This window comes from Legionella sp. JM-2024 (assembly GCF_055389095.1).
Genome location: NZ_AP039388.1, coordinates 2,016,375 through 2,038,790 on the forward strand (window position 1 = coordinate 2,016,375; position 22,416 = coordinate 2,038,790).

The window sequence follows — 22,416 nt, forward strand, 5'->3', positions numbered from 1 at the left end:
CACAACTATAGTTGTTATATCAGAAAAAAGATAAATGCTAATTTCAAAAAACACCTTCATGCGAGAATAAGTGAAAAGGTGTTCACATGATAGAAGTCATATATTTATTTTTGTTTTGTTTATATTGTAGGCAAAGTATGATTTTGCCTAGTATGGTTATGATACTGAATTGACGCCAACACTCAAATTACGCTATTGTTGACGATTTAGTTTAGAGCTAAAACCATGGTTAAATATAAGGAAATTATCAGTTCAATAAACAATAATCAGACAACTATGGTGGAGCAGCTCCACCAATTTTGTGAAATTAATTCCGGAACCACTAATTTAGCAGGATTAGCTGTCATGGCTAATACCTTGCAGTCAGTATTTAAGCCCATCGCTGATACAACAGAATTAATCAAATTATCACCTTTATCTGTTATTGATATGACTGGAAGTACAGTAACTCAACACTGTGGTGATGCATTGTTCGTTAGAAAACGTCCTCACTTAAAACGGCGTATCCTGCTAAGTGGACATATGGATACGGTGTATTCCGCGAGCAATCCTTTTCAAACATTAACTTACTTGAATGATAATGAGATTAATGGTCCAGGCGTTGCGGATATGAAGGGCGGACTAATTGTGATACTGCATGCCTTATATGCTTTTGAAAACACAAGCTTTGCAAAAGAATTAGGCTGGGATGTACTAATCAATTCAGACGAAGAAATCGGTTCACCTGCATCCTGCAAACTATTTGATGAATTAGCACATAATTATCAAGCTGCCCTGGTTTATGAGCCAGCAATGACACCCAAAGGCACCTTGGCAAAAAATCGCAAAGGGAGTGGAAAATTAACTCTTGTTGCCACAGGAAAAGCAGCTCATGCAGGCCGAGCATTTGATGAAGGAAGAAATGCTATATGCTATCTTGCTGAAGCAATTACTGCAATCCATGCGTTAAATGGGAAACGTAATGGAGTAACACTCAATGTAGGTAAAGTTGCTGGTGGTGAAGCATTGAATGTTGTTCCTGACAAGGCAGTAGCTCAGATTGATATACGAATTAGTTTACCTGAAGATGAGTTTTGGGTAAGAAAAGAATTGGATGCAATCGCCACGCAGTTAAAACGTCCCGAGTATTCATTAAATATCCATGGTATTTTTGGGCGACCAGTGAAACGTGTTTGTTCCGGGACAGAACGACTTTTTCATCGCGTCCAAGTGATTGGGAAAGAGATTGATTTGGCTATTGACTGGAAAGACAGCGGTGGTTGTTGTGATGGGAACAATTTGGCCTGCCATGGCTTGCCCGTTCTGGACACTTTAGGAGTTAGAGGCGGTAATATACATAGCCCCGCTGAATATATATTGCTGGATAGTTTGGCAGAACGAGCTGCCCTTAGCGCACTTCTCATGACAGATTTGGCACAAGGTGGTTTAGAGGATTTAACAAAATGATATTATTTCGCAGCGCACGGGACTCTGATTTGGATACAATCCATCAGCTGGCAGAAATCAGTGGTGTTGGAATGACCACTCTGCCAAAAGATAAAGAGTTGCTAAAAAAACGGCTTGACTGGTCCTGTGAATCTTATAAAAAAAATGTAACCAATCCAGGATCTGAATATTATTTTTTTGTTCTGGAGGATCAAAAAAATAAAAAAATTGTTGGGATATCTGCCATAGAAGCACGTACAGGTTATGAAATACCCTTTTACTCTTATAAAGTCTCTAAAAGAACCAGAGTTTGTCATTCACTTAACATACGCAGTGATTATGAAGTATTAAGTCTGGTCAATGATAACCAAGGCCGCACAGAAATTTGCACCCTCTTTCTGCACCCTGACTATAGAAAAAACAACAATGGTTTATTACTCTCAAAAGGACGTTTTTTATTTATGGCACAATATTCCCATCGTTTTGCCCCTATTGTCATTGCCGAAATGCGCGGTATTTCTGACGACAAGGGACATTCACCATTTTGGGAGAATGTTGGAGCCAACTTTTTTCATATGCCATTTGTAGAAGCAGATCGCCTTACCCTTGCTACTAACAAACAATTTATCGCCGATTTAATGCCGCGCAATCCTATCTATGTCAAATTACTCTCGCCCGCTGCACAAGCAGTCATTGGTAAACCACACCAATCCACCATACCTGCAATGAATATCTTACTAAAAGAAGGTTTTCGCTATAACAATTACGTTGACATTTTTGATGCAGGACCTACTATCGAATCACCTTTATCAGAAATTAAAACTATTGCTTTAAGTCGTATCATGGTCATTAAAAACGTAAGCGATGAGGCAAGAAGTAGCAATAGCTATTTACTGGCTAATACCCAAATGGATTTTCGAGCAACAATTAGCCATGCTGTTTTTAATGAGCAAGAAAATACCTGCATTATTAGTAAAGAAACAGCCAAATTACTTGATGTAAAGCGTGGCGACAGTTTACGCATATCGCCCTTACGCACTGATGACAACCCACCATTGTAACAAAGGATGAATGATGTCTAAATTACAAATCATACAGAGCAAAGGTCAGTATATTAACGGCCAATGGGTAAGCGGGAATGGTACCATTCTGGAATCGATCAACCCGGCCTATGGAACTCTGATCTGGCAAGGAAACAATGCGACAGATCAAGAAATTTCCAATGCCTGTTTCTCTGCCCATCAAACATTGAAATCCTGGGCTAATACAAGTTTTGAAGAAAGAGCACATTATACTAAAACTTTTGCTGAGCAAGTAGAAAAAAATCGCGCGCAATTAGCTCGACTTATTTCATTAGAAACTGGGAAACCCTTATGGGAATCTCAAACTGAGGTGACCTCAGTCATCGGCAAAGTAAATTTATCAATACAAGCATACAAAGAAAGAACATGGCCCAAACAGAGTGAAACAGCAGAAGCTAATGCCTGCCTACGTTTTAAACCACAAGGTGTCGTTGTCGTATTAGGTGCTTTTAATTTTCCCGCTCATTTAAGTAATGGGCATATTGTTCCTGCTCTTCTTGCTGGAAATACCATAGTTTACAAACCAAGTGAATACACTCCAGCGGTTGCAGAATTAATTTTGCAATGTTGGCATGATAGTGGTTTACCACCTGGAACCATAAATTGTTTGCAAGGAGATGCATCGTGTGGAAAAACCTTATTATCCCAAGACATCCAAGGAGTCTATTTTACTGGGAGTTATGCAACAGGTCTTCGAATACATCAACATTTTTGTAACAAGCCCGAAGTTATTTTAGCATTGGAAATGGGGGGAAATAACCCATTAATTATTGATGAAATTAAAGACATTAACGCAGCAGTCTATCATACATTACTTTCAACTATGATAACTGCTGGTCAGCGTTGCACATGTGCAAGACGAGTCATAATTCCTAATTCTCATACGGGTGATGAATTTTTAGAGCGTTTTACCAAAGCTTGCAAACTAATAAAGATTGGCCCTTTTGATAGTCAACCAGAGCCTTTTATGGGACCAGTCATCAGCCATGTTCAATCACTGAAACATCTCCATGCGCAGAAACATCTTATTGAGCTGGGGGGGGAATCCGTGCTTCCCATGTCACTTCTGGTTGAGTACACTGGCCTGCTATCCCCTGGAATTATTGATATGACAAGGGTTAAAAATCCACCCGATGATGAGCTTTTTGCCCCATGTGCTCAAATATATCGTTACGATCACTTTGATGAAGCAATTCAACTGGCGAATCAAACTCGGTATGGCTTATCAGGAGGCTTATTAAGCGATAATGAAGAACACTATCTACAATTTTATCAAAATATTCGTGCGGGATTAATCAATTGGAATAGACCAACCACGGGTGCTGCCAGTAGTCTCCCCTTTGGCGGTGTGGGATGTAGTGGAAATCATAGACCCAGTGCCTATTTTGCTGCCGATTATTGTGCTTATCCTGTAGCCAGCATGGAGCAACCACTATTAACAACCCCAGAACAACAATTACCTGGCCTAGTATTGGAATAAATCATTATGAACGTTTATGAGTTAAATATGGATGGACTTGTTGGGCAAACCCATCATTACGCAGGCCTTTCTGCAGGGAATATAGCCTCCACAAATAATGCGTTATCCATTTCTAATCCTCAAGCCGCTGCACGACAAGGATTGGAAAAAATGCGCAAACTTTATAATATGGGTTTAAAGCAAGGTCTATTACCTCCTCACCAGCGTCCTAATTTAAATTTACTATATCAATTAGGTTTTAAAGGCACTCCCAGTGAGCAAATCAACAAAGCACATAAAATAGCCCCGGAATTACTCAGTGCATGCTACTCTGCCTCAAGTATGTGGACTGCTAATGCTGCAACTGTTTCCGCAAGCACAGATACTGAAGACGGCAAGGTTCATTTTACCACCGCCAATTTAATCAGTAATTTACATCGACATCAGGAAGCTGATTTTTCCCAAAGATTACTACAATTTATATTCTCCAATTCAAATTATTTTAATCATCATCCCATATTACCCAAATCAACAAGTACTGGTGACGAGGGGGCTGCTAATCATAATCGCTTATGTCAAAGCCATGCCCACACTGGAATTAATTTATTCGTATATGGCAAAAAGGCACTCGGAAATCATCCCTTAGATCAAAACCCTATGAAATATCCCGCTCGACAAACCCAGGAAGCATCAGAGGCTATTGTTCGTAACCATTTATTAAAAACTGATCAAGTAATTTTTGCACGCCAAAACCCCTTAGCTATAGATCAGGGTGTGTTTCATAATGATGTCATCTCTGTTGCTAACGAGCATGTGTTTCTGGTACATGAGGAAGCTTTTTGCAATCAATCTAATATTTTGGGGCAACTGAGAGAAAAAGCTGACTTTCCTTTAACAATAATTGAGCTCTCAAAAGAACAACTTAGTGTAAATGAAGCAGTGAGTACCTATCTTTTTAATTCTCAATTAATTACTTTGCCTGGCCAAAACGATATGATTTTGATAGCCCCTTCTGAATGTCAAACTAATCCTAAAGTAAAAAATTGTATTGATGAATTAGTCGCTGATGTAAAAAATCCTATCAATTCAGTGCATTACCTGGATCTAAAACAAAGCATGCGTAATGGTGGTGGACCTGCCTGTTTACGCTTAAGAGTTCCTTTGAATGACGAGGAACTCAAGTCAATGCATCAAGGTGTTTTAGTAGATAATGACTTGTTAGATGCTTTAGATAAATGGGTTTTAAAGTATTACCGCTCTGAGTTGCAAGCCTCTGATTTAGCAGATCCGCAGTTATTGTATGAATGCCTGGATGCTTTGGATGAATTAACTCAACTTTTGAAGTTAGGCTCTATTTATCCGTTCCAATCCTGAGTACCTGCGTCATGTGGAAAATAAAATTCGGAAAATGTATTTATGTTTCACCTTCAGGATACAAAGTCTATCAAAATCTGTTATATCGCTGGCTTACCTTAGGTAGTGAAGCATGGCAAACCGTTATTAACCGCTATAGACCTCATAAGCCAGGTTTGCATTATCTGCAAATACTAACACTTATGGCGCGAAAATTTCCTAATAACTGTTGTTTATTAGGGCTTGGTGGTGCTGGAATTCCTCATTTTCTAAGTGCGAAAAATCCTTTGCAATCTATTGTTACTGTAGAGAGCAGTGAAGAAGTGATTCAAATTGCAAAACAATTTTTTATGACGGACTTAATTCCTAATCTCACCATAATCCACCAAAATGCCAAAGATTTTGTATATGAGAACAAAAATACTTTTCAACATCTGATTCTAGATCTATATGATGCTACACACTTCCCCGACGAATGCCACTCTGCTGATTTTTTCACTCACTGTAACGAACAATTAACTGATGATGGATTTATAGCGATTAATTTAGCAAACGCTCAAGAACAATGGCCTTTGATTCAATTAATAAAAAAACAATTTCCATCAAATATCATTATTCCAATAAAAAAATGTGCCAATCTAGTTGTGATTGCGTCTAAGAATAGCAATAAAGAACTCTTTATTAATCAAGTAAAAAGTACTGGTGAAATAAAAAAAATAGCATGGGTAAAGGATTGGGGTTATGTTGCTAAATATTAAACATGGAATAAGAAGCAGGTCTTAACCGCCTACTCCAGGTTTAATGTTCGGTTGAAATAAATACTATTAAGCTTCCATAAAATCTCAAAGAACTTTCCACATTATTTCCGCATATAATTAATTGCAGCAATTAAAGCATCATCAGAACAATTAGTATTAGGAATATTGGCCTCTTTACATAAACCACCATGGTGCATCAATCCTTTACCTATCTTAACACTATAAAGCAAATAATCCATTGGGTTTTCAAATTGTGAGGGGTTATTTTTTGCTTCTATTTTTGCTTGTTTAAAACGTAGTTTCCACGTCTTTTTATCAAAAGCCGCGGGAGCTTTTATAGATTTAGCCAATTTAGGGGCATGGCAATTTTGACAAGCAATCTCGTAGGTATATTTTCCCAAATCACTGGCAAAAACTAGATTACTTGTTACATATATTAACGTTGTAATCAGTATATTCCTTTTCATCATATCCTCAAATTATAATGATTGCTAAAGTAAGTTTAGGATTATATGGGATATTTTGCCAATTTAAATAAGTTGTGTACCACTTCAATAAAAACATCAACAGAACAAATATCTTCTGTCAGCATTGATACATAATTTATGGAAATAATGCCAATTTACAATACTAAAGACAGCTAATTTAGCGTATATCAAGTGGCCTCTAATTAATGCTAGAAATATACGAAACAGTAGTCCTTTAAAAAAAGGAGTTATCCCTACTCCTTAAATTTCCATCAAATCTTTTTCTTTCTGGGCCAATACTGCATCGACTTCAGAAATATACCGATCTGTCAACTTTTGGATTGATTCAGCAGCACGCCGTTCATCATCCTCAGAAATTGCTTTTTCTTTAACAAGGTCCTTCAGTTGATTATTAGCATCTCTTCTAATGTTTCGAATTGAGACTCTTCCTTGCTCACCTTCATGGCGAACTACTTTAATCAATTCCTTCCTGCGTTCTTCCGTTAAAGGCGGCATAGGAACACGAATGGCTGATCCAGCAGTAGCAGGATTTAAGCCTAAATCAGAATTTAATATGGCCTTTTCTATAGCAGCCACCATGGATTTTTCCCAAGGTGTAACTAGAATGGTTCGTGGATCACTTGTGGTAATATTAGCCACTTGACCTAAGGGTGTAGGACTACCATAGTAATCAACCATTACATGATCTAATAAACCAGCATTGGCCCTACCTGTACGGATCTTTGTCATATCCGTATGCAAAGCGTCAATAGTCTTTCTCATGCGCTTTTCTGAATCTTGCTTAATTTCATTAATCATGATTAGCTCCGACTATAGTTCCTACACGTTCCCCTGTTACAATCCGTTTCAATGCATTAGGAGCTGCCATGTCAAACACTTGCAATGGCATCCCTTGATCCTGGCACAAGCAAATTGCGGTAGAATCCATCACTTCTAAACCTTTGGTTAAAACTTCTTTATAAGTTAAATAATCATAACGTTTCGCATCAGGATTTTTAAGTGGGTCTGCAGAATAAACCCCATCGACCTTCGTTGCTTTCAAAACAACGTCAGCACCAACTTCAATTGCTCTCAAACAAGCAGCAGTATCCGTTGTAAAAAATGGATTCCCTGTTCCAGCCGCAAAAATCACTACATGCCCATTGCGCAAGTGAGTGATGGCTTTGCGTCTGTGGTAAGGGTCAACTATTCCAAGCATTGGAATAGCTGACATAATACGAGCGGGTAGATCAATTCGTTCTAAAGCATCACGGAGCGCTAAGGCATTCATGAGAGTCGCCAGCATACCCATATGATCTCCAGTAACTCGCCCAACACCTGCTTCAGAAAGAGCCTTTCCTCTGAATAGATTACCACCACCTAATACCAAACCAACTTCTACACCCATATGAATCAATTCCGCAGTGTCTCTAGCTAGTGTATCGAGAACTGAAGGATCAATCCCAAATTGAGATTTACCCATCAGAGCTTCACCGCTAAATTTAAGCAGAATACGTTTGTATTTTAATTTAGGTTGACTTTCATTCATCATGTACGAACCTGAGCCATCACTTCCTCAACAAAATTGTCCTCTTTTTTCTCTATTCCTTCACCTACTTCATAACGAATAAAGGATATTACTTCGGCATTTTTTTCTTTTAAAAGTTGACCCACTTTAATGTTAGGATCTTTTACGTAAGGTTGTCCTAACAAGCTCACCTCATCAATAAATTTGTTGATTCGACCATCAATCATTTTATCAATAATCTCTTGTGGTTTTCCACTTTCTTTAGCTTGAGCAGTGAAGATTTCTCTTTCATTTTCAATTGCTTCAGCTGGCACCTGATCACGGCTAACTACCATTGGCTTGCTGGCTGCAATATGCATAGCAATGTCTTTTGCTAATGATTCACTTCCATTTTTTAAAGCAACCATAACCCCAATGCGTGATCCGTGCAAATAGTACCCAATTACGCCACCTTCACAATGCATTCTTTCCAAGCGACGCAATTTAATGTTTTCACCAATCTTTGCAACCAGCTCTTGTCTTGCTTGCTCAACAGTAATGCCAGCAGGCAAGGTTTGATTTGATAAGCTCTCTACATTTTTTGCAAGACTTGTTAATGCTGCATCGGCCACGATAGCAGCAAAGTTGGTAAAATTCTCATCTCGAGCCACAAAGTCTGTTTCACTATTAATTTCAAGCATTACTGCTGTACACTCATCAGAAGAGCGTGCGATGACAATGATACCTTCCGCAGCCACTCTATCTGCTTTTTTATCTGCTTTCGCCTGACCTGCTTTACGCATTTCAATTATTGCCTGTTCGATATCACCGTTAGTTGCAATTAGAAATTTTTTACATTCCATCATACCTGCGCCTGTGCGCTCTCGCAATTGCATTACTAATGCAGCACTAATTGTTGACATATTGATTTCTCCACATAGCAAAAAGGGGGCATATTGAATTCAAGCCCCCTTTATTCAAATAGTAATTATTCTTCAGATTTTTCTTCTTTAGAATTTGAGGCCACTTCTACAAATTCTGAATCGGATGATACCCTACCAACAGTATTACTGTTTTTACCATCTAAAATAGCATCTGCAATACAACGAACATAAATATCTACTGCTCGCATTGAATCATCGTTACCTGGTATAACATAATCAATATTGTCAGGACTATTGTTTGTATCTACTACGCCAATTACTGGAATTCTCAATCGACGAGCTTCTTCAACTGCAATATGCTCAAAACCAACGTCAACTACAAATAAGGCGTCAGGCAAGCCACCCATGTTCTCAATTCCACCCAAACTACGTTCCAGTTTTTCAAGCTCTCTGGTGAGCATTAGGGCTTCTTTCTTAATCATGTCATTAAACAGCCCTTTTTCTTTCATTTCTTTCAATTCTTTCAATCGGAATATTGATTGACGAACTGTTTTATAGTTTGTCAGCATGCCTCCCAACCATCGGTGATCAACATAAGGCATACCACATCGCGTTGCATGTTCTCGAATACTCTCTTGAGCTGCTCTTTTCGTACCTACAAAAAGAATTTTAGCTTTATTTGCTGCTAATCGACCAACGTAATTCATTACGTCATTTAGCATAGGCAAAGTTTTTTCTAGATTAATGATATGGATTTTATTTCTTGATCCAAAAATAAATTCACTCATTTTGGGGTTCCAAAAACGTGTTCTGTGTCCAAAATGAGCGCCCGCTTCAAGCAATTCACGCATACTTACATTATTCATAATATTATATCTCCAGGGTTAAGCCTCCACGCTTCCCATACGAAACCCCTGAGGGACCCTATCGCATGTGACGAAACGTGTGTGTATTTAAAGCGCGGTATTTATAACATATTCATGCAAACTCAGCAATAAAATTCATCATTTCCGCTATTCAATAGTCTGAGTAAAGCTAATTCATAAGTAGAACTATGTTAATAACTTGATTTTGATCTATACTGCATTCTGCATGGAAGTTTTAAACTGTGTGGCACTCAGGAGTATCGTATTAACATAAAATTAAGAGGAAACGATTATGAGTAAAAAATCGATCTGGTTAGCTGTTTTTGCATTAATATTTACCTTGGGGCAGCCTGTTTTTGCCAACATAAGTGGCAACAATCAATCCAAACCTTGCCATTGTCACGATCACCAAAAAGCATTCAAACAATTGAATTTGACTGAAGAGCAAAAAGTTAAAATTAAAGCAATTAAAACTCAGGCACGCAATACAATGAAAACCAACTATAATCAACTCAAGGCAATTAAGCAGCAAATCAATGCTCTTGTTGCTAATGAGAAATTGGATGAAGTAAAATTGGATAATTTAATCAGTCAAAGAAATAAAATAACAGGAACCATGCTAAAAAATCGGATTATGATGAAAAATCAAATTTATAATCTACTTACCAATGAACAAAAATCACAATATAAAAACATGAAAAAAAGCACATAAAAATTAAAAATTTTTCTCTATGATTGTGTAGATTTGCTCTGAATGATTAGCGGATCTCAATATTTATATTTTAGATAGGATCCTTTTTTCTGATATTGATATTAAATAAGTATTGAGCTTCACTAAGTTTTCTCTGATGATGAAATAATGTAGCGCTAATCTACACAAACAATATAGTGACTTAATCTATTATTAATCTACGTAACTAATAAAGTTACAATATGGGTTAAATAAGTCATTATTATAAGAACCCAAAATAAGCTGCAGCGGCTGCACTAGCAAGGATAAAAAGAGCAAATACTAAAGTACGTGCAACATTCTTTTTCGTTTTAGGGTTCATAAAAAATCCTGAAATCAATGCTATTTTAATTAAGAATTATCTTAATTATAGTTCATATTTTTGAGTGACTGGCCATGGTAAATCATCCGGTTTGCGCGTCACTTGTCTGAACAATATATTCTTGCGGTATCAAATAGAGTATTGTTGCTCCTCTTAGCCATGTGCTAACATTTATAATTTTGGATAAACCATAATGGGCGTCACAATTAAAACACTTGAAGAAATAGAAAAAATGCGGGTAGCCGGTCGACTCGCAGCCGAAGTGCTTGAAATGATAGGGCCACATGTTCAGATTGGTATTAGCACTGATGAATTAAATACTATTTGCCATGATTATATTGTCAGTGTACAAAAGGCAATTCCTGCACCATTAAATTATAACGGATTCCCCAAGTCGATATGTACTTCAATAAATCATGTGGTTTGTCATGGGATACCTGGAAAAAAGACATTAAAGGATGGTGACATCATCAATATTGATGTCACTGTCATAAAAAATGAATACCATGGTGACACCAGTAAAATGTTTATGTTGGGTGCCCCATCAGTTAAAGCCAGGCATGTAGTTCAGATAGCTCATGAGTGTTTAAATATTGGTATTGACATGGTTAAACCTGGTGTTCAGCTCGGTGACATAGGGTATGCTATTCAGCAACATGCTGAAAAAAATCGTTGTTCTGTTGTACGTGATTACTGCGGGCATGGCATTGGCCGGGTATTCCATGAAGATCCACAAGTATTGCACTATGGAGTTCCTGGAACAGGACTGAAATTAGAGCCAGGCATGACTTTTACAATAGAACCTATGGTCAACATAGGAAAACACCATACACGGTTATTGCCAGATCATTGGACTGTTGTTACCAAGGATCATAGCCTTTCAGCTCAATGGGAACACACACTCTTGGTAACCGACACAGGTGTTGAAATACTGACTTTGCGCGATGAAGAACGATAATCGCATTATAAAGAATACGATTAAACAGTTTAAAGAGAAGCTGTGTAACGATTTTAGTCAGAAAGCAAACATCACTTCCATTACCCGCAAACTCGCTGTTTTTATTGATACTGTATTAATTAACTTATTTGTTAAAAATAAATTACACCAAGGAGATAACTTCTGTCTCCTTGCACTTGGAAGTTACGGGCGAAGAGAACTTCAACTCTATTCAGATATTGATTTGTTATTATTACATACTGAAAAAATAAGCAAAATTCAGCTCCAACGTGCTCAAAAATTTATTCAAGATTGTTGGGACGTCGGATTAGAAGTCAGCCATCAAATGACTACTGTGTCTTCCTGCGCTGATTTAGCCAGCCAGGATTTGAGTGTTATTTCCACAATTATGGATATGTTCTTATTATGTGGGCATGGCGCATTAATGGAAGAATTAATCTATCAAACACACACTTTGCATATGTGGCCAAGTCATCAATATTTTTTTTCTAAGCTTCAAGAACAACAGAACCGCTATGCCAAGTATGGAGAGACAGCATACAACCTTGAACCGAATGTCAAAAACGGTCCAGGTGGGTTAAGAGACTTGCAAATCCTGCTCAGCATCAGTAAACGTCATTTTAAAATCAAAAAATTAGCAGAGGGAATTGTTTATGGCTTTATTACTGATAAAGAATATGAGGAATTGAAGTACTGCCAACATTTTCTTTGGCGAGTCCGATTTGCTCTGCATATGTTAGCTGAAAAACCTGAAGAACGTTTATCATTTGATTATCAGGTTAAATTAGCCCAATTTTTTGGATATCAAGATCTGCCTCATTCTCTAGGTATAGAACAATTTATGAAGGACTATTTTAAAGTGATCAAACGCAATAGAGAGCTTAATGAAATGCTATTGCAATGGTTCAATGAAACGATAGTCTATCATCAAAAACAAAAAATTGCTCACTTGGATAATGAATTTCAACTCTCAAACCAATACATTGAAGTACGCCATACTCGAGTGTTTAGTCAGAATCCTCAATCGTTATTAAAATTATTCCATTGGATTGCCATACGACCTGATATAGAGGGAGTAAGAGCAAGCACAATAAGGTTAATCAGAGAATCATTATTTTTAATGGGTAGGCGTTTTAGAGAATCAAAAGTAACAGCTAATATATTTATCGACATTTTCAGATCTGCCAATGCCCCCTACGATGCATTACAAAGAATGAACAGATATGGTGTTTTAGCGCGCTATCTTGATTGCTTTGCTACAGTAACTGGACAAATGCAATATGATTTATTTCATGCTTATACTGTTGATCAACATACTTTGTTTGTTATTCGTAATATATCGCGTTTTAAAAACGACGAATACTCGAAACAATTTCCTTTATGCTCCAAGATTATGACAACCTTGGAGAAACAGGAAATTTTATACATCAGCGCTTTATTTCATGATATTGCCAAAGGCCGAGGAGGAGATCACTCCGAATTAGGTGCAATTGAAGCGCAGCAATTTGCACAACGACACTTTATGAGTGAAGAAGACGGCAAATTAGTTGTCTGGCTAGTCCGTTATCATTTGTTAATGTCACACACAGCACAACGTAAAGACATTTATGATCCCAAAACCATAGAACAATTTTGCCAGTTGCTACCTCACTCAAGATATCTGGATTACCTTTATTTACTAACTGTCGCAGATATTTGCGGTACTAATCCTACTCTTTGGAATGCCTGGAAGGATTCTTTACTTAAAGAATTATATCATGCTGCAAAAACCAGACTCCATAAAGAACAAGAATTGGTTGATGAAGCAGCTCTAATATCTATCCGTAAACAATACGCGTTGAACATTTTAATTTCTGAAGGTTTATCTCATGATGCAATAAACCATTTATGGAATCAATTTAAGGGAAAATATTTTCTTCATGAATCTCCCGAAGTGATAGCCAGACACACTAAAGCGATTCTGAGCTGTAAGAAATTTCCAGTAGTGATCATCATGCCACATCACAGTCAAGGTGGAACGGAAGTATTCATCTATATGCCTCACCGAGATGAACGATTCACTATTACAACTTCCGTACTAAGTAATCATCACGTTACTATTCAAGAGGCAGCAATTATTACCTGTGATAACCAATTTGACTTGGATACTTATGTTATTTTAGATGAAAACAATCAGGCATTTTTGGATGAGCAACGTGCTGCAGGTATTCAAAAAGAACTGTGTGAATACCTTACTGGTACAGAACGGTTACCTGCTATTTCTCGTAAAAGATTACCTAGGGCTTTAGCTCATTTTAATGTTAAAACGCAAATTACTTTTATTGATGACAGTCTAAATCATCACACCCAACTCTTTCTGGTAACCAGTGATAGACCCGGTCTTTTAGCAACCATAAGTCGAGTATTCCTTATTCTAAATATCCATTTACATAATGCAAAAATTGCTACAGCCGGTGAGCGTGTTGAAGATATGTTTTATATTTCAAATAAAATCGGACAGCCCTTGAATCACGAGGAAAAAGAGATTTTACGTGAAAAGTTAATCCAGGAATTATCTAAAAACAAGTATTAAATAACGTGAGTTCGATATAAAACATAAATCACTACCGACGCTGTTTAAAAAAATCAGACAATAATAGAGAACACTCTTTCTGCATAATTCCCTCATCAATCAATACTGAATGGTTTAACTGGGAACCATGTAATACATTAAATATTGAACCAGCTGCACCTGCTTTAAAATCTCGGGTAGCAAATACCAGACGTTTGATGCGTGCATGAACCATAAGTCCCGCACACATAACACAAGGCTCAAGAGTAACGTAAAGAGTCGTATCTAATAATCTGTGATTATTTAATTTTTGTGCGGCTTGTCGTATTGCCCTGACTTCCGCATGATCAGACGGATCATGCGTTTTTTCAAGAATATTTCTACCAGCACCTAATAATTTATTGTCTTTACTAACCAATACAGCTCCAACAGGAACTTCATCTTCCTTCTGGGCTAAAACCGCCTGTTCATAGGCCAGTTGCATCCAAAATTTATCATAACTATTCAGCACAGTTCACCAAAAATCCTTTCTGAAGAATACTCACATAACCCGTTATGCTGCGCTTTTTCACAATCATTTTCGTTCAATCTGCCTTCAAATCTGACTTTTCCCAAGATTTTGAAATTGTGGGAAATGTATACAATTTATCATTCATTCCCATTCAATAGTTGCAGGTGGTTTACCGGAAATATCATAAGTTACTCGTGACACGCCTTCTACTTCATTAATAATTCGATTGGATACTTTGCCTAAAAACTCCCAAGGCAGCTCTGACCAATGAGCAGTCATAAAATCAACCGTTTCCACTGCACGTAGACAAATTACATAATCATAACGACGCCCATCACCCATTACACCAACACTCTTGACAGGTAGAAAAACTGCAAATGCCTGACTGACTTTATGATAAAGCTGTGCTAAATGAAGTTCCTCAATAAAAATAGCGTCTGCCTTACGCAAAATATCTGCGTATTCTTTTTTTACTTCTGCTAAAATTCTAACTCCCAAGCCTGGCCCTGGAAACGGATGTCGGTATACCATGTCGTGTGGGAGCCCCAGCTCAAGACCTATTTGACGAACTTCGTCCTTAAAAAGCTCTCGAATAGGCTCCAGTAATTTGAGGTTTAAGGTATCAGGTAAGCCACCTACGTTATGGTGGGATTTAATAACCACTGCAGCATCATTAGTACTCGTCGCTGCTGACTCGATGACATCAGGATAAATTGTTCCCTGCGCTAGCCATTTTATATCAGTCAGTTTTTGTGCCTCTTCATCAAACACCTCAATAAAAGTCCGACCAATAATTTTTCTCTTTTCCTCGGGACATGTCACACCCTTCAAAGCAGTTAGAAACTTGTCCTCGGCATTGACTGCAATTATATGTATTCCCATGTGCCGACCAAACATACTCAGTACTTGTTCTGCCTCGTTAAGTCGGAGTAAGCCTGTATCAACAAAAACACAAACCAATTGTTCTCCAATTGCCCTATGCAATAAGGCAGCTACTACAGAAGAATCAACACCTCCTGATAAGCCAAGCAAGACTTTTTCCTTTCCTACCTGTTTTCTAATTTTATTGATGGTTTCCTCAATGATGTTCTCCGGAGTCCACTCCGTTGGTGCTTTACAAACATCTACGACAAAACGTTGAAGAATACGTAACCCTTGTAATGTATGAGTGACTTCTGGATGAAATTGTAAGCCATACATTTGACGACTCTCATCAGCCATACCGGCTATCGGTGCATTACGTGTTTCACATATAATTTTAAAGCCTGACGGTAATTGAGTTACTTTATCTCCATGACTCATCCATACATCTAATAAAGCGCTGCCATCTGTTGCAGTACGGTCTTCAATATTAGCTAATAATTGACTATGGCCATGTAAACGTAGCTCCGCGTATCCAAACTCTCTTAATGTTGATGACTGCACTTGACCACCCAATTGTACTGCCATCGTCTGCATCCCATAGCAAATACCTAACAGAGGTAGCCTACTTTCAAATAACCATTGAGGCGCTCTTGGATTAGCATCGTGGGTTACAGTAGAAGGTCCTCCTGACAAAATAACACCACAAGGATTTAATTTCTTAAATTGCTCATGATCAATATGATAAGGGTATATTTCACAATAAACCCCCATTTCACGAACACGTCGTGCTATTAATTGAGTGTATTGAGAACCAAAATCCAAGATTAATAGTGGGCATTTTTTTAAATCAGTCATTATTAATTATCCACCTGATAATTGGGAGCTTGTTTGGTAATGTTCACATCATGCACATGTGATTCACGCATACCCGCATTAGTCACCTGTACAAATTCAGTTTTAGTATGCAACTCCTCAATTGTGGCACATCCCGTATAACCCATGCAGGATCGTAAACCTCCTAATAATTGATGAATAATGGTTTGAACAGGTCCTTTATAAGGCACTCTACCTTCAATTCCCTCAGGTACCAACTTTTCTGTCCCTAAAGAGGCATCTTGAAAGTATCGATCACTTGAGCCTTGTGCCAGAGACATTGCTCCAATTGATCCCATCCCTCTGTAATTCTTATAAGTACGGCCTTGATATAATTCAATTTCGCCAGGGGATTCCTCTGTACCTGCGAACATACTGCCAAGCATTACTGTGTCAGCACCAGCAGCCAATGCTTTACAAATATCACCAGAAAAACGTATCCCTCCATCAGCGATCACGGGAATTTTCCCTTTAAGTTCTTGCGCAACATTTGCTATAGCACTGATTTGTGGGATACCAACACCAGTAACTATTCGAGTAGTACAAATTGAGCCTGGGCCTATTCCAACTTTTACAGCATCAGCACCCGCTTCATATAAATCTCTGGCTGCGACTGCAGTTGCAATATTACCACCTATGACTTGAACATCGGGATAATTCTTTTTAATCCATTTCACCCGATTTAATACACCTTGAGAATGGCCATGTGCTGTATCCACTACTAACACATCAACCCCAGATTCAACCAGTGCAGCGACACGCTCATCGGTACCTTCACCAACACCAACAGCAGCACCAACTCGCAGCTGTTCAGAGCTGTCTTTGCAAGCATATGGATTATCTTTTGCTTTTTGTATGTCCTTTACGGTAATGAGTCCACGTAACTCAAAATCTTCATTAACAACCAATAATTTTTCTATACGATGTTTATGCAATAAGCTTCTTACCTCTTCGCGGCTTGCCCCTTCTTTTACAGTAACCAAACGACTTTTTGGAGTCATCACTTGTGCTACTGTTAAATCCATGTTCGTTTCAAAACGAATATCTCGACTGGTTACTATTCCTACTAAATGCTCACCATCAACTACTGGAACCCCTGAAAAATTATATTTCGTCATAACATCCAGAAGTTCTCTAACAGTCAAGTCAGGAGTCACTGAGATCGGATCTTTAACCATACCACTTTCAAATTTCTTAACTCGTCTAACCGCTTCGGCTTGATCGATTATACTCATATTTTTATGAATAATTCCCAAACCCCCTTCTTGTGCTAAAGCAATAGCCAACCGCGCTTCAGTCACAGTATCCATAGCGGCTGAAATTAAAGGCATGTTCAGATTAATGACACGAGTTAATTTGGTTTTCAATGAAACATCTTTAGGCAGGATGGTAGAATGGGCAGGAACCAGCAATACATCATCAAAGGTTAATGATTGTTGCACAATGGAAAGAGGCATTTTAACTCACTCCAGTAATTAAATAACCAAATAGTTTACTACAAACTTTAAAATAATTAAACATTTGTTATATAAATATATCACTATAATTTTTTGATTTAGTTTTTATCAGAATTAGATAATCGATAGCTTGAATTATTGAATCAATAGCGTGTAAACTGTTGGTTAAATATTGTGTTGAATCGAAAAATGGGAAGGGTTCAGCGTTGGCTAAAATAATAGTAATTACATCAGGAAAAGGCGGAGTAGGAAAAACTACTTCATCAGCAGCTATTTCTTCAGGGCTTGCTCTTTTGGGGCACAAAACCGTAGTTATTGATTTTGATATTGGTTTGAGAAACCTGGATATCATCATGGGCTGTGAAAGACGTGTCGTTTATGACTTCATCAATGTGATTAATGGTGAGGCTAATTTAAATCAAGCACTAATCAAAGACAAACGGGTTCCTAATCTTTGCATACTGCCTGCATCACAAACTCGAGATAAAGATGCATTGACTCTTGAAGGTGTCGAAAAAACTTTAAATGATTTAGCTAAAGAGTTCGATTTTATTATTTGCGATTCCCCTGCTGGAATTGAAGCTGGGGCTCTGATGGCAATGTATTTTGCTGATCATGCTATTGTTGTTACTAATCCAGAAGTATCCTCAGTTAGGGATTCGGACAGGATTTTAGGAATATTGGCCAGCAAAACAAAAAGAGCTATAGAAAATAAAACACCTGTACAAGAGCATCTGTTATTAACACGATACGACCCTGAACGTGTAGAACGCGGAGAAATGTTGTCTGTAACAGATGTGAAGGAAATATTAGCTATTCCTTTAATTGGCGTCATCCCTGAGTCAAAATCTGTGCTTAAAGCATCAAATACAGGTACCCCAGTTATTCTTGATGAAGCAAGCGATGCCGGACTTGCTTATCAGGATGCTATAGCGCGTTTTCTGGGTGAAGACAAACCCATGCGTTTTATAAGTAATGATAGAAAAGGTATATTTCGTCGCTTATTCAGTAAAAACAAGGAGGAAGTGACAATATGAGTATTTTCAATTACTTACGCAGAAGAACTTCTACTGCATCTGTTGCCAAAGAACGTTTACAAATTATAATTTCACATGAGCGTTCTCAGCGCAATACTCCAGATTATTTGCCCAAACTGCAGGAAGAAATTCTTGCAGTGATCGCAAAATATATTAATATTTCTCGAGATCAAGTGAGTGTTAATTTAGAGCGTATGGAAGATAGTGCAGTCCTTGAGTTAAATATTACAATGCCCGATAAGGCTTTGGAAGAAAGTTAAAACAAAGTCTAGTTTTTAACTTTGTCAATCTCCTGATGAAGTGTCTGGCAGTTCTTACTTATCCACTTTATCGAATATATCCAAGAAAATCTACGATCCCATTTAAAAAGTAAGAAATCCAATTTGAACTCAATACAATTCACCGTTATATATATGGGGCATAACAATTCATTTCCGAGTCAAACTTATTATACTGGCTTAATCTGGTAAAGGATACTGCTTCAATAGTTATGCATTAGTAAAATTATATTTGAGTTTTTTCTAACTCAATATAGCTTAAATACAAACTCGCTGAATATCTCGATAAACTGTTTGAGAAAATAAATCGAATAAATTGCTTTATTTTATAAGCTAGTATTAGATTTTTTAATTTTTCATAATTGGGGATAAACGAAATAGGAATACGGTAAAATTCTACTAACATCCCTCCTGGTTAGCTTAACTAAGGTAATCCAGAATTTGCAGTAATACTACAACGCCTGGATTACGACTGGATTAATTTAATATTTTAAATTTTTAGATAAAATAATTAAACTGTTTCAGTTTCTATATCATCCTTGGCTTGGATCTTTTTTCTTAATTTTGACTCACTGCCAGATAACGATGGGCGTCGTAACTCCTCATCAGCAAAATCATCTACTCTAATTACATCTTGTCTGGCCAACTCGGCTTCCTCTAGCTGCTTTGCTTCGACCGGAGTTAAAATCTGACAATTTAGTGCCTCCAATATTTGCTCTTGGAATGTCAGTGATTTAAGAACATTGTCTTTAACAGCCTTCATCACTTTACGTTCCAGCTCTTCAACTGCACAAATCTTATGGAATGCCTCTTCCATCCGTCCTAATGGACAATTCTCTCCTGGTTTTTTATACACTAATCTTGTAATTCGATTTCTTGTCTCATTGGGTTCTATCAATAATTTTGCTACTTTATGACCTAAGTTATCATTAGGTTTATGTCGTTTGTTACCTAGCGGTTTCAAGGTGAGAGACAAAAAGATCCTGGCCCATCGAGCTGGAAAATTAATAATAACACCTTGCATTGCGGCTTCACATTCATGCATCAACTGTTGACAGCTCCAGTGCACTACTGGTAGATCGGTTTTTGGCTCACCGTCTTCATAAAATCGCTTTAAAACAGCTGAAGCCATGTACAAGCAGCTTAGCATGTCACCCAAACGAGCTGATAATTTTTCTCTACGCTTTAACTCACCACCGAGAATAATCATTGAAAAATCTGCTAAAAAAGCAAGATTGGAGCTGTACTTGTGAATTAATTGATAATATCGCTTCACTGAACTGGCTGGAGATTTACTAAAACGAGCATCTGTCCAACCAAAAATAATCGACTTAGTAAAATTAGCAATCACAAAACCAATGTGAGCAAAAAATGATTTATCAAATTCAACCAGATCATTGTTTCTGACACTCTCTAACTCTTTAAATACATATGGATGACAACGAACCGCTCCTTGTCCAAAAATAATTAGACTCCGAGTTAAAATATTAGCGCCCTCGACAGTAATGCCAATTGGAGATCCTTGATATCCCCTTCCCATATAATTATTTGGGCCAAGGCATATCCCTTTACCACCATGAATATCCATTCCATCCAATGCTAATTGTCTCGCTCTTTCCGTAGTATGGTACTTTAGAATAGCACCTGCTACAGAAGGTTTAGATCCATGATCTATCGCTGCCGCGGCCATAGTCAGAGCGGAATCAATGATGTAAGCAGTTGAAGCTATTCGTGCAAGAGGCTCTTCAATTCCTTCGAATTTTCCAATTGGCTGGTTAAATTGCTTACGAATTCTGGCATAAGCACCTGATGCTAAAGCGACTGCTTGGGCGCCACCATTAGCACTTGATGGTAAGGAAATTGCTCGTCCAGCACTTAAGCATTCCATTAGCATTCTCCATCCTTGTCCTGCCATAGAAGCTCCACCAATCAAATAATCGAGAGGAATAAAAACATCTTTACCTTGAGTTGGGCCATTTAAAAACCCGGTATTCAAAGGGAAATGCCTACGTCCTTTTATAACTCCCGGAGTTGCTGCAGGAATAAGTGCGCAGGTAATACCGATGTCATCTCCCTTTCCTAATAAATTGTCAGGGTCAAACATTCTAAATGCCAATCCAATAACAGTAGCCACGGGACATAAAGTAATATATCGCTTATCCCAGTTCAAACGAACTCCCAATACTGTTTCACCATTAAATTCCTGTCGACAAACGATACCCTGATCAGGAATAGAGGCTGCGTCTGAACCGGCATTAGGTCCAGTCAAAGCAAAACAAGGTATTTCTCTTCCATCAGCTAATCTTGGCAAATAATAATTTTTTTGTTCTTCGGTTCCGTACTTTAAAAGTAACTCTCCTGGGCCTAACGAATTAGGTACTGAAATAGTCGTGGCTGCAGTAATAGAACGACCATAAATTTTTACCAAAATTGACATTTGCGCAGTAGCAGAAAACTCAAGTCCTCCATACTGTTTTGGAATTATCATTCCCAAAAATCGATTATCTTTTATGAATTGCCAGACCTCTGGAGGTAAATCGGTTTTGTTATGGGTAATATCCCAGTCGTCCAACATCTCACAAAGAGTATTAACAGGGCCTTCCACAAAGGCCTGTTCCTCATCCGTTAATGAAACTGAAGGAGCATTTCTTAAAAGAGAAAAGTTGGGATTACCACTAAATAAATCACCTTCCCAGCTCACAGTACCCGCTTCTAAAGCCTCTCTTTCCGTACTGGACATTGAAGGCATTACTTTTTTAACTATTTTAAATAAATAATTTGATAATACTTCTCTTCTTAAGGGTTTAATGGCGCCTAAAACCAATATTGTTTCGATTGACCATAATACGATTTGAGACATTATACCAGGAGAAGCATAACGTAAGACTAAACCAAGAAAAATAGAAAAACTAATAGCCCATACAGTGATCGATGCTTGTCGAGTTAATAATATTCCTGCTGCACCAAATGTTGCTAATATTAATATGAGTTGTAACACAAAATTCTCCTTATTATAGGCTAATCCAAATTAAAG

19 protein-coding genes are annotated in these 22,416 nt (G+C 37.7%); 10 read left to right on the forward strand and 9 right to left on the reverse strand.

Features of this window, described 5'->3' with window-relative positions:
* Positions 1-225 precede the first annotated feature (225 nt).
* Genes ACZ5EK_RS08915 through ACZ5EK_RS08935 form a run of 5 tightly spaced genes read left to right on the forward strand, consistent with a single transcriptional unit; the run spans position 226 to position 6,077 of the window.
* Positions 226-1,446 (forward strand): hydrolase, encoded by a 1,221-nt coding sequence (locus tag ACZ5EK_RS08915; protein WP_464429169.1) that lies wholly within the window; start codon positions 226-228, stop codon positions 1,444-1,446.
* Positions 1,443-2,486, forward strand: a complete 1,044-nt coding sequence (astA, locus tag ACZ5EK_RS08920; RefSeq protein WP_464429170.1) for an arginine N-succinyltransferase — start codon at positions 1,443-1,445, stop codon at positions 2,484-2,486. Before ACZ5EK_RS08915 ends, astA begins: the two co-directional genes overlap by 4 nt.
* A 13-nt stretch (positions 2,487-2,499) precedes the next feature.
* Positions 2,500-3,987: a succinylglutamate-semialdehyde dehydrogenase gene (astD, locus tag ACZ5EK_RS08925; protein WP_464429171.1), complete on the forward strand. Its 1,488-nt coding sequence runs from the start codon at positions 2,500-2,502 to the stop codon at positions 3,985-3,987.
* Positions 3,988-3,993: 6 nt separating this feature from the next.
* Positions 3,994-5,340, forward strand: coding sequence for an N-succinylarginine dihydrolase (gene astB / locus ACZ5EK_RS08930; RefSeq protein ID WP_464429172.1), 1,347 nt, complete (start codon positions 3,994-3,996; stop codon positions 5,338-5,340).
* 11 nt (positions 5,341-5,351) lie between these two features.
* Complete coding sequence (locus ACZ5EK_RS08935; RefSeq protein WP_464429173.1) at positions 5,352-6,077, forward strand: spermidine synthase; 726 nt, start codon at positions 5,352-5,354, stop codon at positions 6,075-6,077.
* A gap of 101 nt (positions 6,078-6,178) precedes the next feature.
* On the opposite strand, the gene ACZ5EK_RS08940 is transcribed toward ACZ5EK_RS08935, so the two are convergent.
* The 5 genes from ACZ5EK_RS08940 to rpsB all read right to left on the reverse strand — a co-directional run bounded on the left by ACZ5EK_RS08940 (position 6,179) and on the right by rpsB (position 9,801).
* Positions 6,179-6,544, reverse strand: coding sequence for a c-type cytochrome (locus ACZ5EK_RS08940; protein WP_464429174.1), 366 nt, complete (start codon positions 6,542-6,544; stop codon positions 6,179-6,181).
* A 261-nt stretch (positions 6,545-6,805) separates the two neighbouring features.
* The gene (frr, locus tag ACZ5EK_RS08945; RefSeq protein ID WP_464429175.1) at positions 6,806-7,363 is read right to left on the reverse strand and encodes a ribosome recycling factor; all 558 of its coding nucleotides are present in this window, start codon (positions 7,361-7,363) and stop codon (positions 6,806-6,808) included.
* Positions 7,356-8,096 (reverse strand): UMP kinase, encoded by a 741-nt coding sequence (gene pyrH / locus ACZ5EK_RS08950; protein ID WP_464429176.1) that lies wholly within the window; start codon positions 8,094-8,096, stop codon positions 7,356-7,358. The genes frr and pyrH overlap by 8 nt, the downstream gene beginning before the upstream one ends.
* A complete protein-coding gene (gene tsf / locus ACZ5EK_RS08955; RefSeq protein WP_464429177.1) occupies positions 8,093-8,974 on the reverse strand; it encodes a translation elongation factor Ts in 882 nt (293 codons plus the stop codon). The genes pyrH and tsf overlap by 4 nt, the downstream gene beginning before the upstream one ends.
* Positions 8,975-9,039: 65 nt before the next feature.
* Positions 9,040-9,801 carry a 30S ribosomal protein S2 gene (rpsB, locus tag ACZ5EK_RS08960; protein ID WP_464429178.1) on the reverse strand — a complete coding sequence of 254 codons (762 nt, stop codon included), beginning with the start codon at positions 9,799-9,801 and terminating at the stop codon, positions 9,040-9,042.
* Positions 9,802-10,093: 292 nt separating this feature from the next.
* Between rpsB and ACZ5EK_RS08965 the strand changes: the two genes are divergently transcribed.
* From ACZ5EK_RS08965 to glnD, 3 genes are all read left to right on the forward strand, one after another.
* Positions 10,094-10,513 carry a Spy/CpxP family protein refolding chaperone gene (locus ACZ5EK_RS08965; RefSeq protein WP_464429179.1) on the forward strand — a complete coding sequence of 140 codons (420 nt, stop codon included), beginning with the start codon at positions 10,094-10,096 and terminating at the stop codon, positions 10,511-10,513.
* Between the two features lie 533 nt (positions 10,514-11,046).
* A complete protein-coding gene (gene map, locus ACZ5EK_RS08970) occupies positions 11,047-11,811 on the forward strand; it encodes a type I methionyl aminopeptidase (RefSeq protein ID WP_464429180.1) in 765 nt (254 codons plus the stop codon).
* On the forward strand, positions 11,798-14,383 hold the full coding sequence (glnD, locus tag ACZ5EK_RS08975) for a [protein-PII] uridylyltransferase (protein WP_464429181.1): 2,586 nt from the start codon (positions 11,798-11,800) through the stop codon (positions 14,381-14,383). Before map ends, glnD begins: the two co-directional genes overlap by 14 nt.
* A gap of 31 nt (positions 14,384-14,414) precedes the next feature.
* Here the strand turns inward: glnD and tadA are convergent, their stop codons facing one another.
* The 3 genes from tadA to guaB form a co-directional block, all read right to left on the reverse strand.
* Complete coding sequence (gene tadA / locus ACZ5EK_RS08980; protein WP_464432477.1) at positions 14,415-14,870, reverse strand: tRNA adenosine(34) deaminase TadA; 456 nt, start codon at positions 14,868-14,870, stop codon at positions 14,415-14,417.
* Positions 14,871-15,014: 144 nt separating this feature from the next.
* Positions 15,015-16,592 (reverse strand): glutamine-hydrolyzing GMP synthase, encoded by a 1,578-nt coding sequence (guaA, locus tag ACZ5EK_RS08985; RefSeq protein ID WP_464429182.1) that lies wholly within the window; start codon positions 16,590-16,592, stop codon positions 15,015-15,017.
* Positions 16,593-16,594: 2 nt separating this feature from the next.
* The gene (gene guaB, locus ACZ5EK_RS08990; RefSeq protein ID WP_464429183.1) at positions 16,595-18,067 is read right to left on the reverse strand and encodes an IMP dehydrogenase; all 1,473 of its coding nucleotides are present in this window, start codon (positions 18,065-18,067) and stop codon (positions 16,595-16,597) included.
* Positions 18,068-18,273: 206 nt separating this feature from the next.
* Here guaB and minD point away from each other — a divergent pair, with 206 nt between their 5' ends.
* A complete protein-coding gene (minD, locus tag ACZ5EK_RS08995) occupies positions 18,274-19,104 on the forward strand; it encodes a septum site-determining protein MinD (protein WP_464424012.1) in 831 nt (276 codons plus the stop codon).
* Positions 19,101-19,364 (forward strand): cell division topological specificity factor MinE, encoded by a 264-nt coding sequence (gene minE, locus ACZ5EK_RS09000; protein WP_464429184.1) that lies wholly within the window; start codon positions 19,101-19,103, stop codon positions 19,362-19,364. Before minD ends, minE begins: the two co-directional genes overlap by 4 nt.
* A 529-nt stretch (positions 19,365-19,893) precedes the next feature.
* Here the strand turns inward: minE and ACZ5EK_RS09005 are convergent.
* The gene (locus ACZ5EK_RS09005) at positions 19,894-22,380 is read right to left on the reverse strand and encodes an acyl-CoA dehydrogenase (RefSeq protein WP_464429185.1); all 2,487 of its coding nucleotides are present in this window, start codon (positions 22,378-22,380) and stop codon (positions 19,894-19,896) included.
* Between the last annotated feature and the right edge of the window lie 36 nt (positions 22,381-22,416).

Coding starts and splice junctions, on each gene's coding strand:
- glnD (WP_464429181.1), top strand. CDS start 11,798: ATGAAGAACGATAATCGCATTATAAAGAATACGATTAAACAGTTTAAA.
- tsf (WP_464429177.1), bottom strand. CDS start 8,974: ATGTCAACAATTAGTGCTGCATTAGTAATGCAATTGCGAGAGCGCACA.
- astB (WP_464429172.1), top strand. CDS start 3,994: ATGAACGTTTATGAGTTAAATATGGATGGACTTGTTGGGCAAACCCAT.
- map (WP_464429180.1), top strand. CDS start 11,047: ATGGGCGTCACAATTAAAACACTTGAAGAAATAGAAAAAATGCGGGTA.
- guaA (WP_464429182.1), bottom strand. CDS start 16,592: ATGACTGATTTAAAAAAATGCCCACTATTAATCTTGGATTTTGGTTCT.
- astD (WP_464429171.1), top strand. CDS start 2,500: ATGTCTAAATTACAAATCATACAGAGCAAAGGTCAGTATATTAACGGC.
- ACZ5EK_RS08965 (WP_464429179.1), top strand. CDS start 10,094: ATGAGTAAAAAATCGATCTGGTTAGCTGTTTTTGCATTAATATTTACC.
- ACZ5EK_RS08940 (WP_464429174.1), bottom strand. CDS start 6,544: ATGAAAAGGAATATACTGATTACAACGTTAATATATGTAACAAGTAAT.
- minE (WP_464429184.1), top strand. CDS start 19,101: ATGAGTATTTTCAATTACTTACGCAGAAGAACTTCTACTGCATCTGTT.
- guaB (WP_464429183.1), bottom strand. CDS start 18,067: ATGCCTCTTTCCATTGTGCAACAATCATTAACCTTTGATGATGTATTG.
- ACZ5EK_RS08935 (WP_464429173.1), top strand. CDS start 5,352: ATGTGGAAAATAAAATTCGGAAAATGTATTTATGTTTCACCTTCAGGA.
- ACZ5EK_RS08915 (WP_464429169.1), top strand. CDS start 226: ATGGTTAAATATAAGGAAATTATCAGTTCAATAAACAATAATCAGACA.
- pyrH (WP_464429176.1), bottom strand. CDS start 8,096: ATGATGAATGAAAGTCAACCTAAATTAAAATACAAACGTATTCTGCTT.
- astA (WP_464429170.1), top strand. CDS start 1,443: ATGATATTATTTCGCAGCGCACGGGACTCTGATTTGGATACAATCCAT.
- frr (WP_464429175.1), bottom strand. CDS start 7,363: ATGATTAATGAAATTAAGCAAGATTCAGAAAAGCGCATGAGAAAGACT.
- rpsB (WP_464429178.1), bottom strand. CDS start 9,801: ATGAATAATGTAAGTATGCGTGAATTGCTTGAAGCGGGCGCTCATTTT.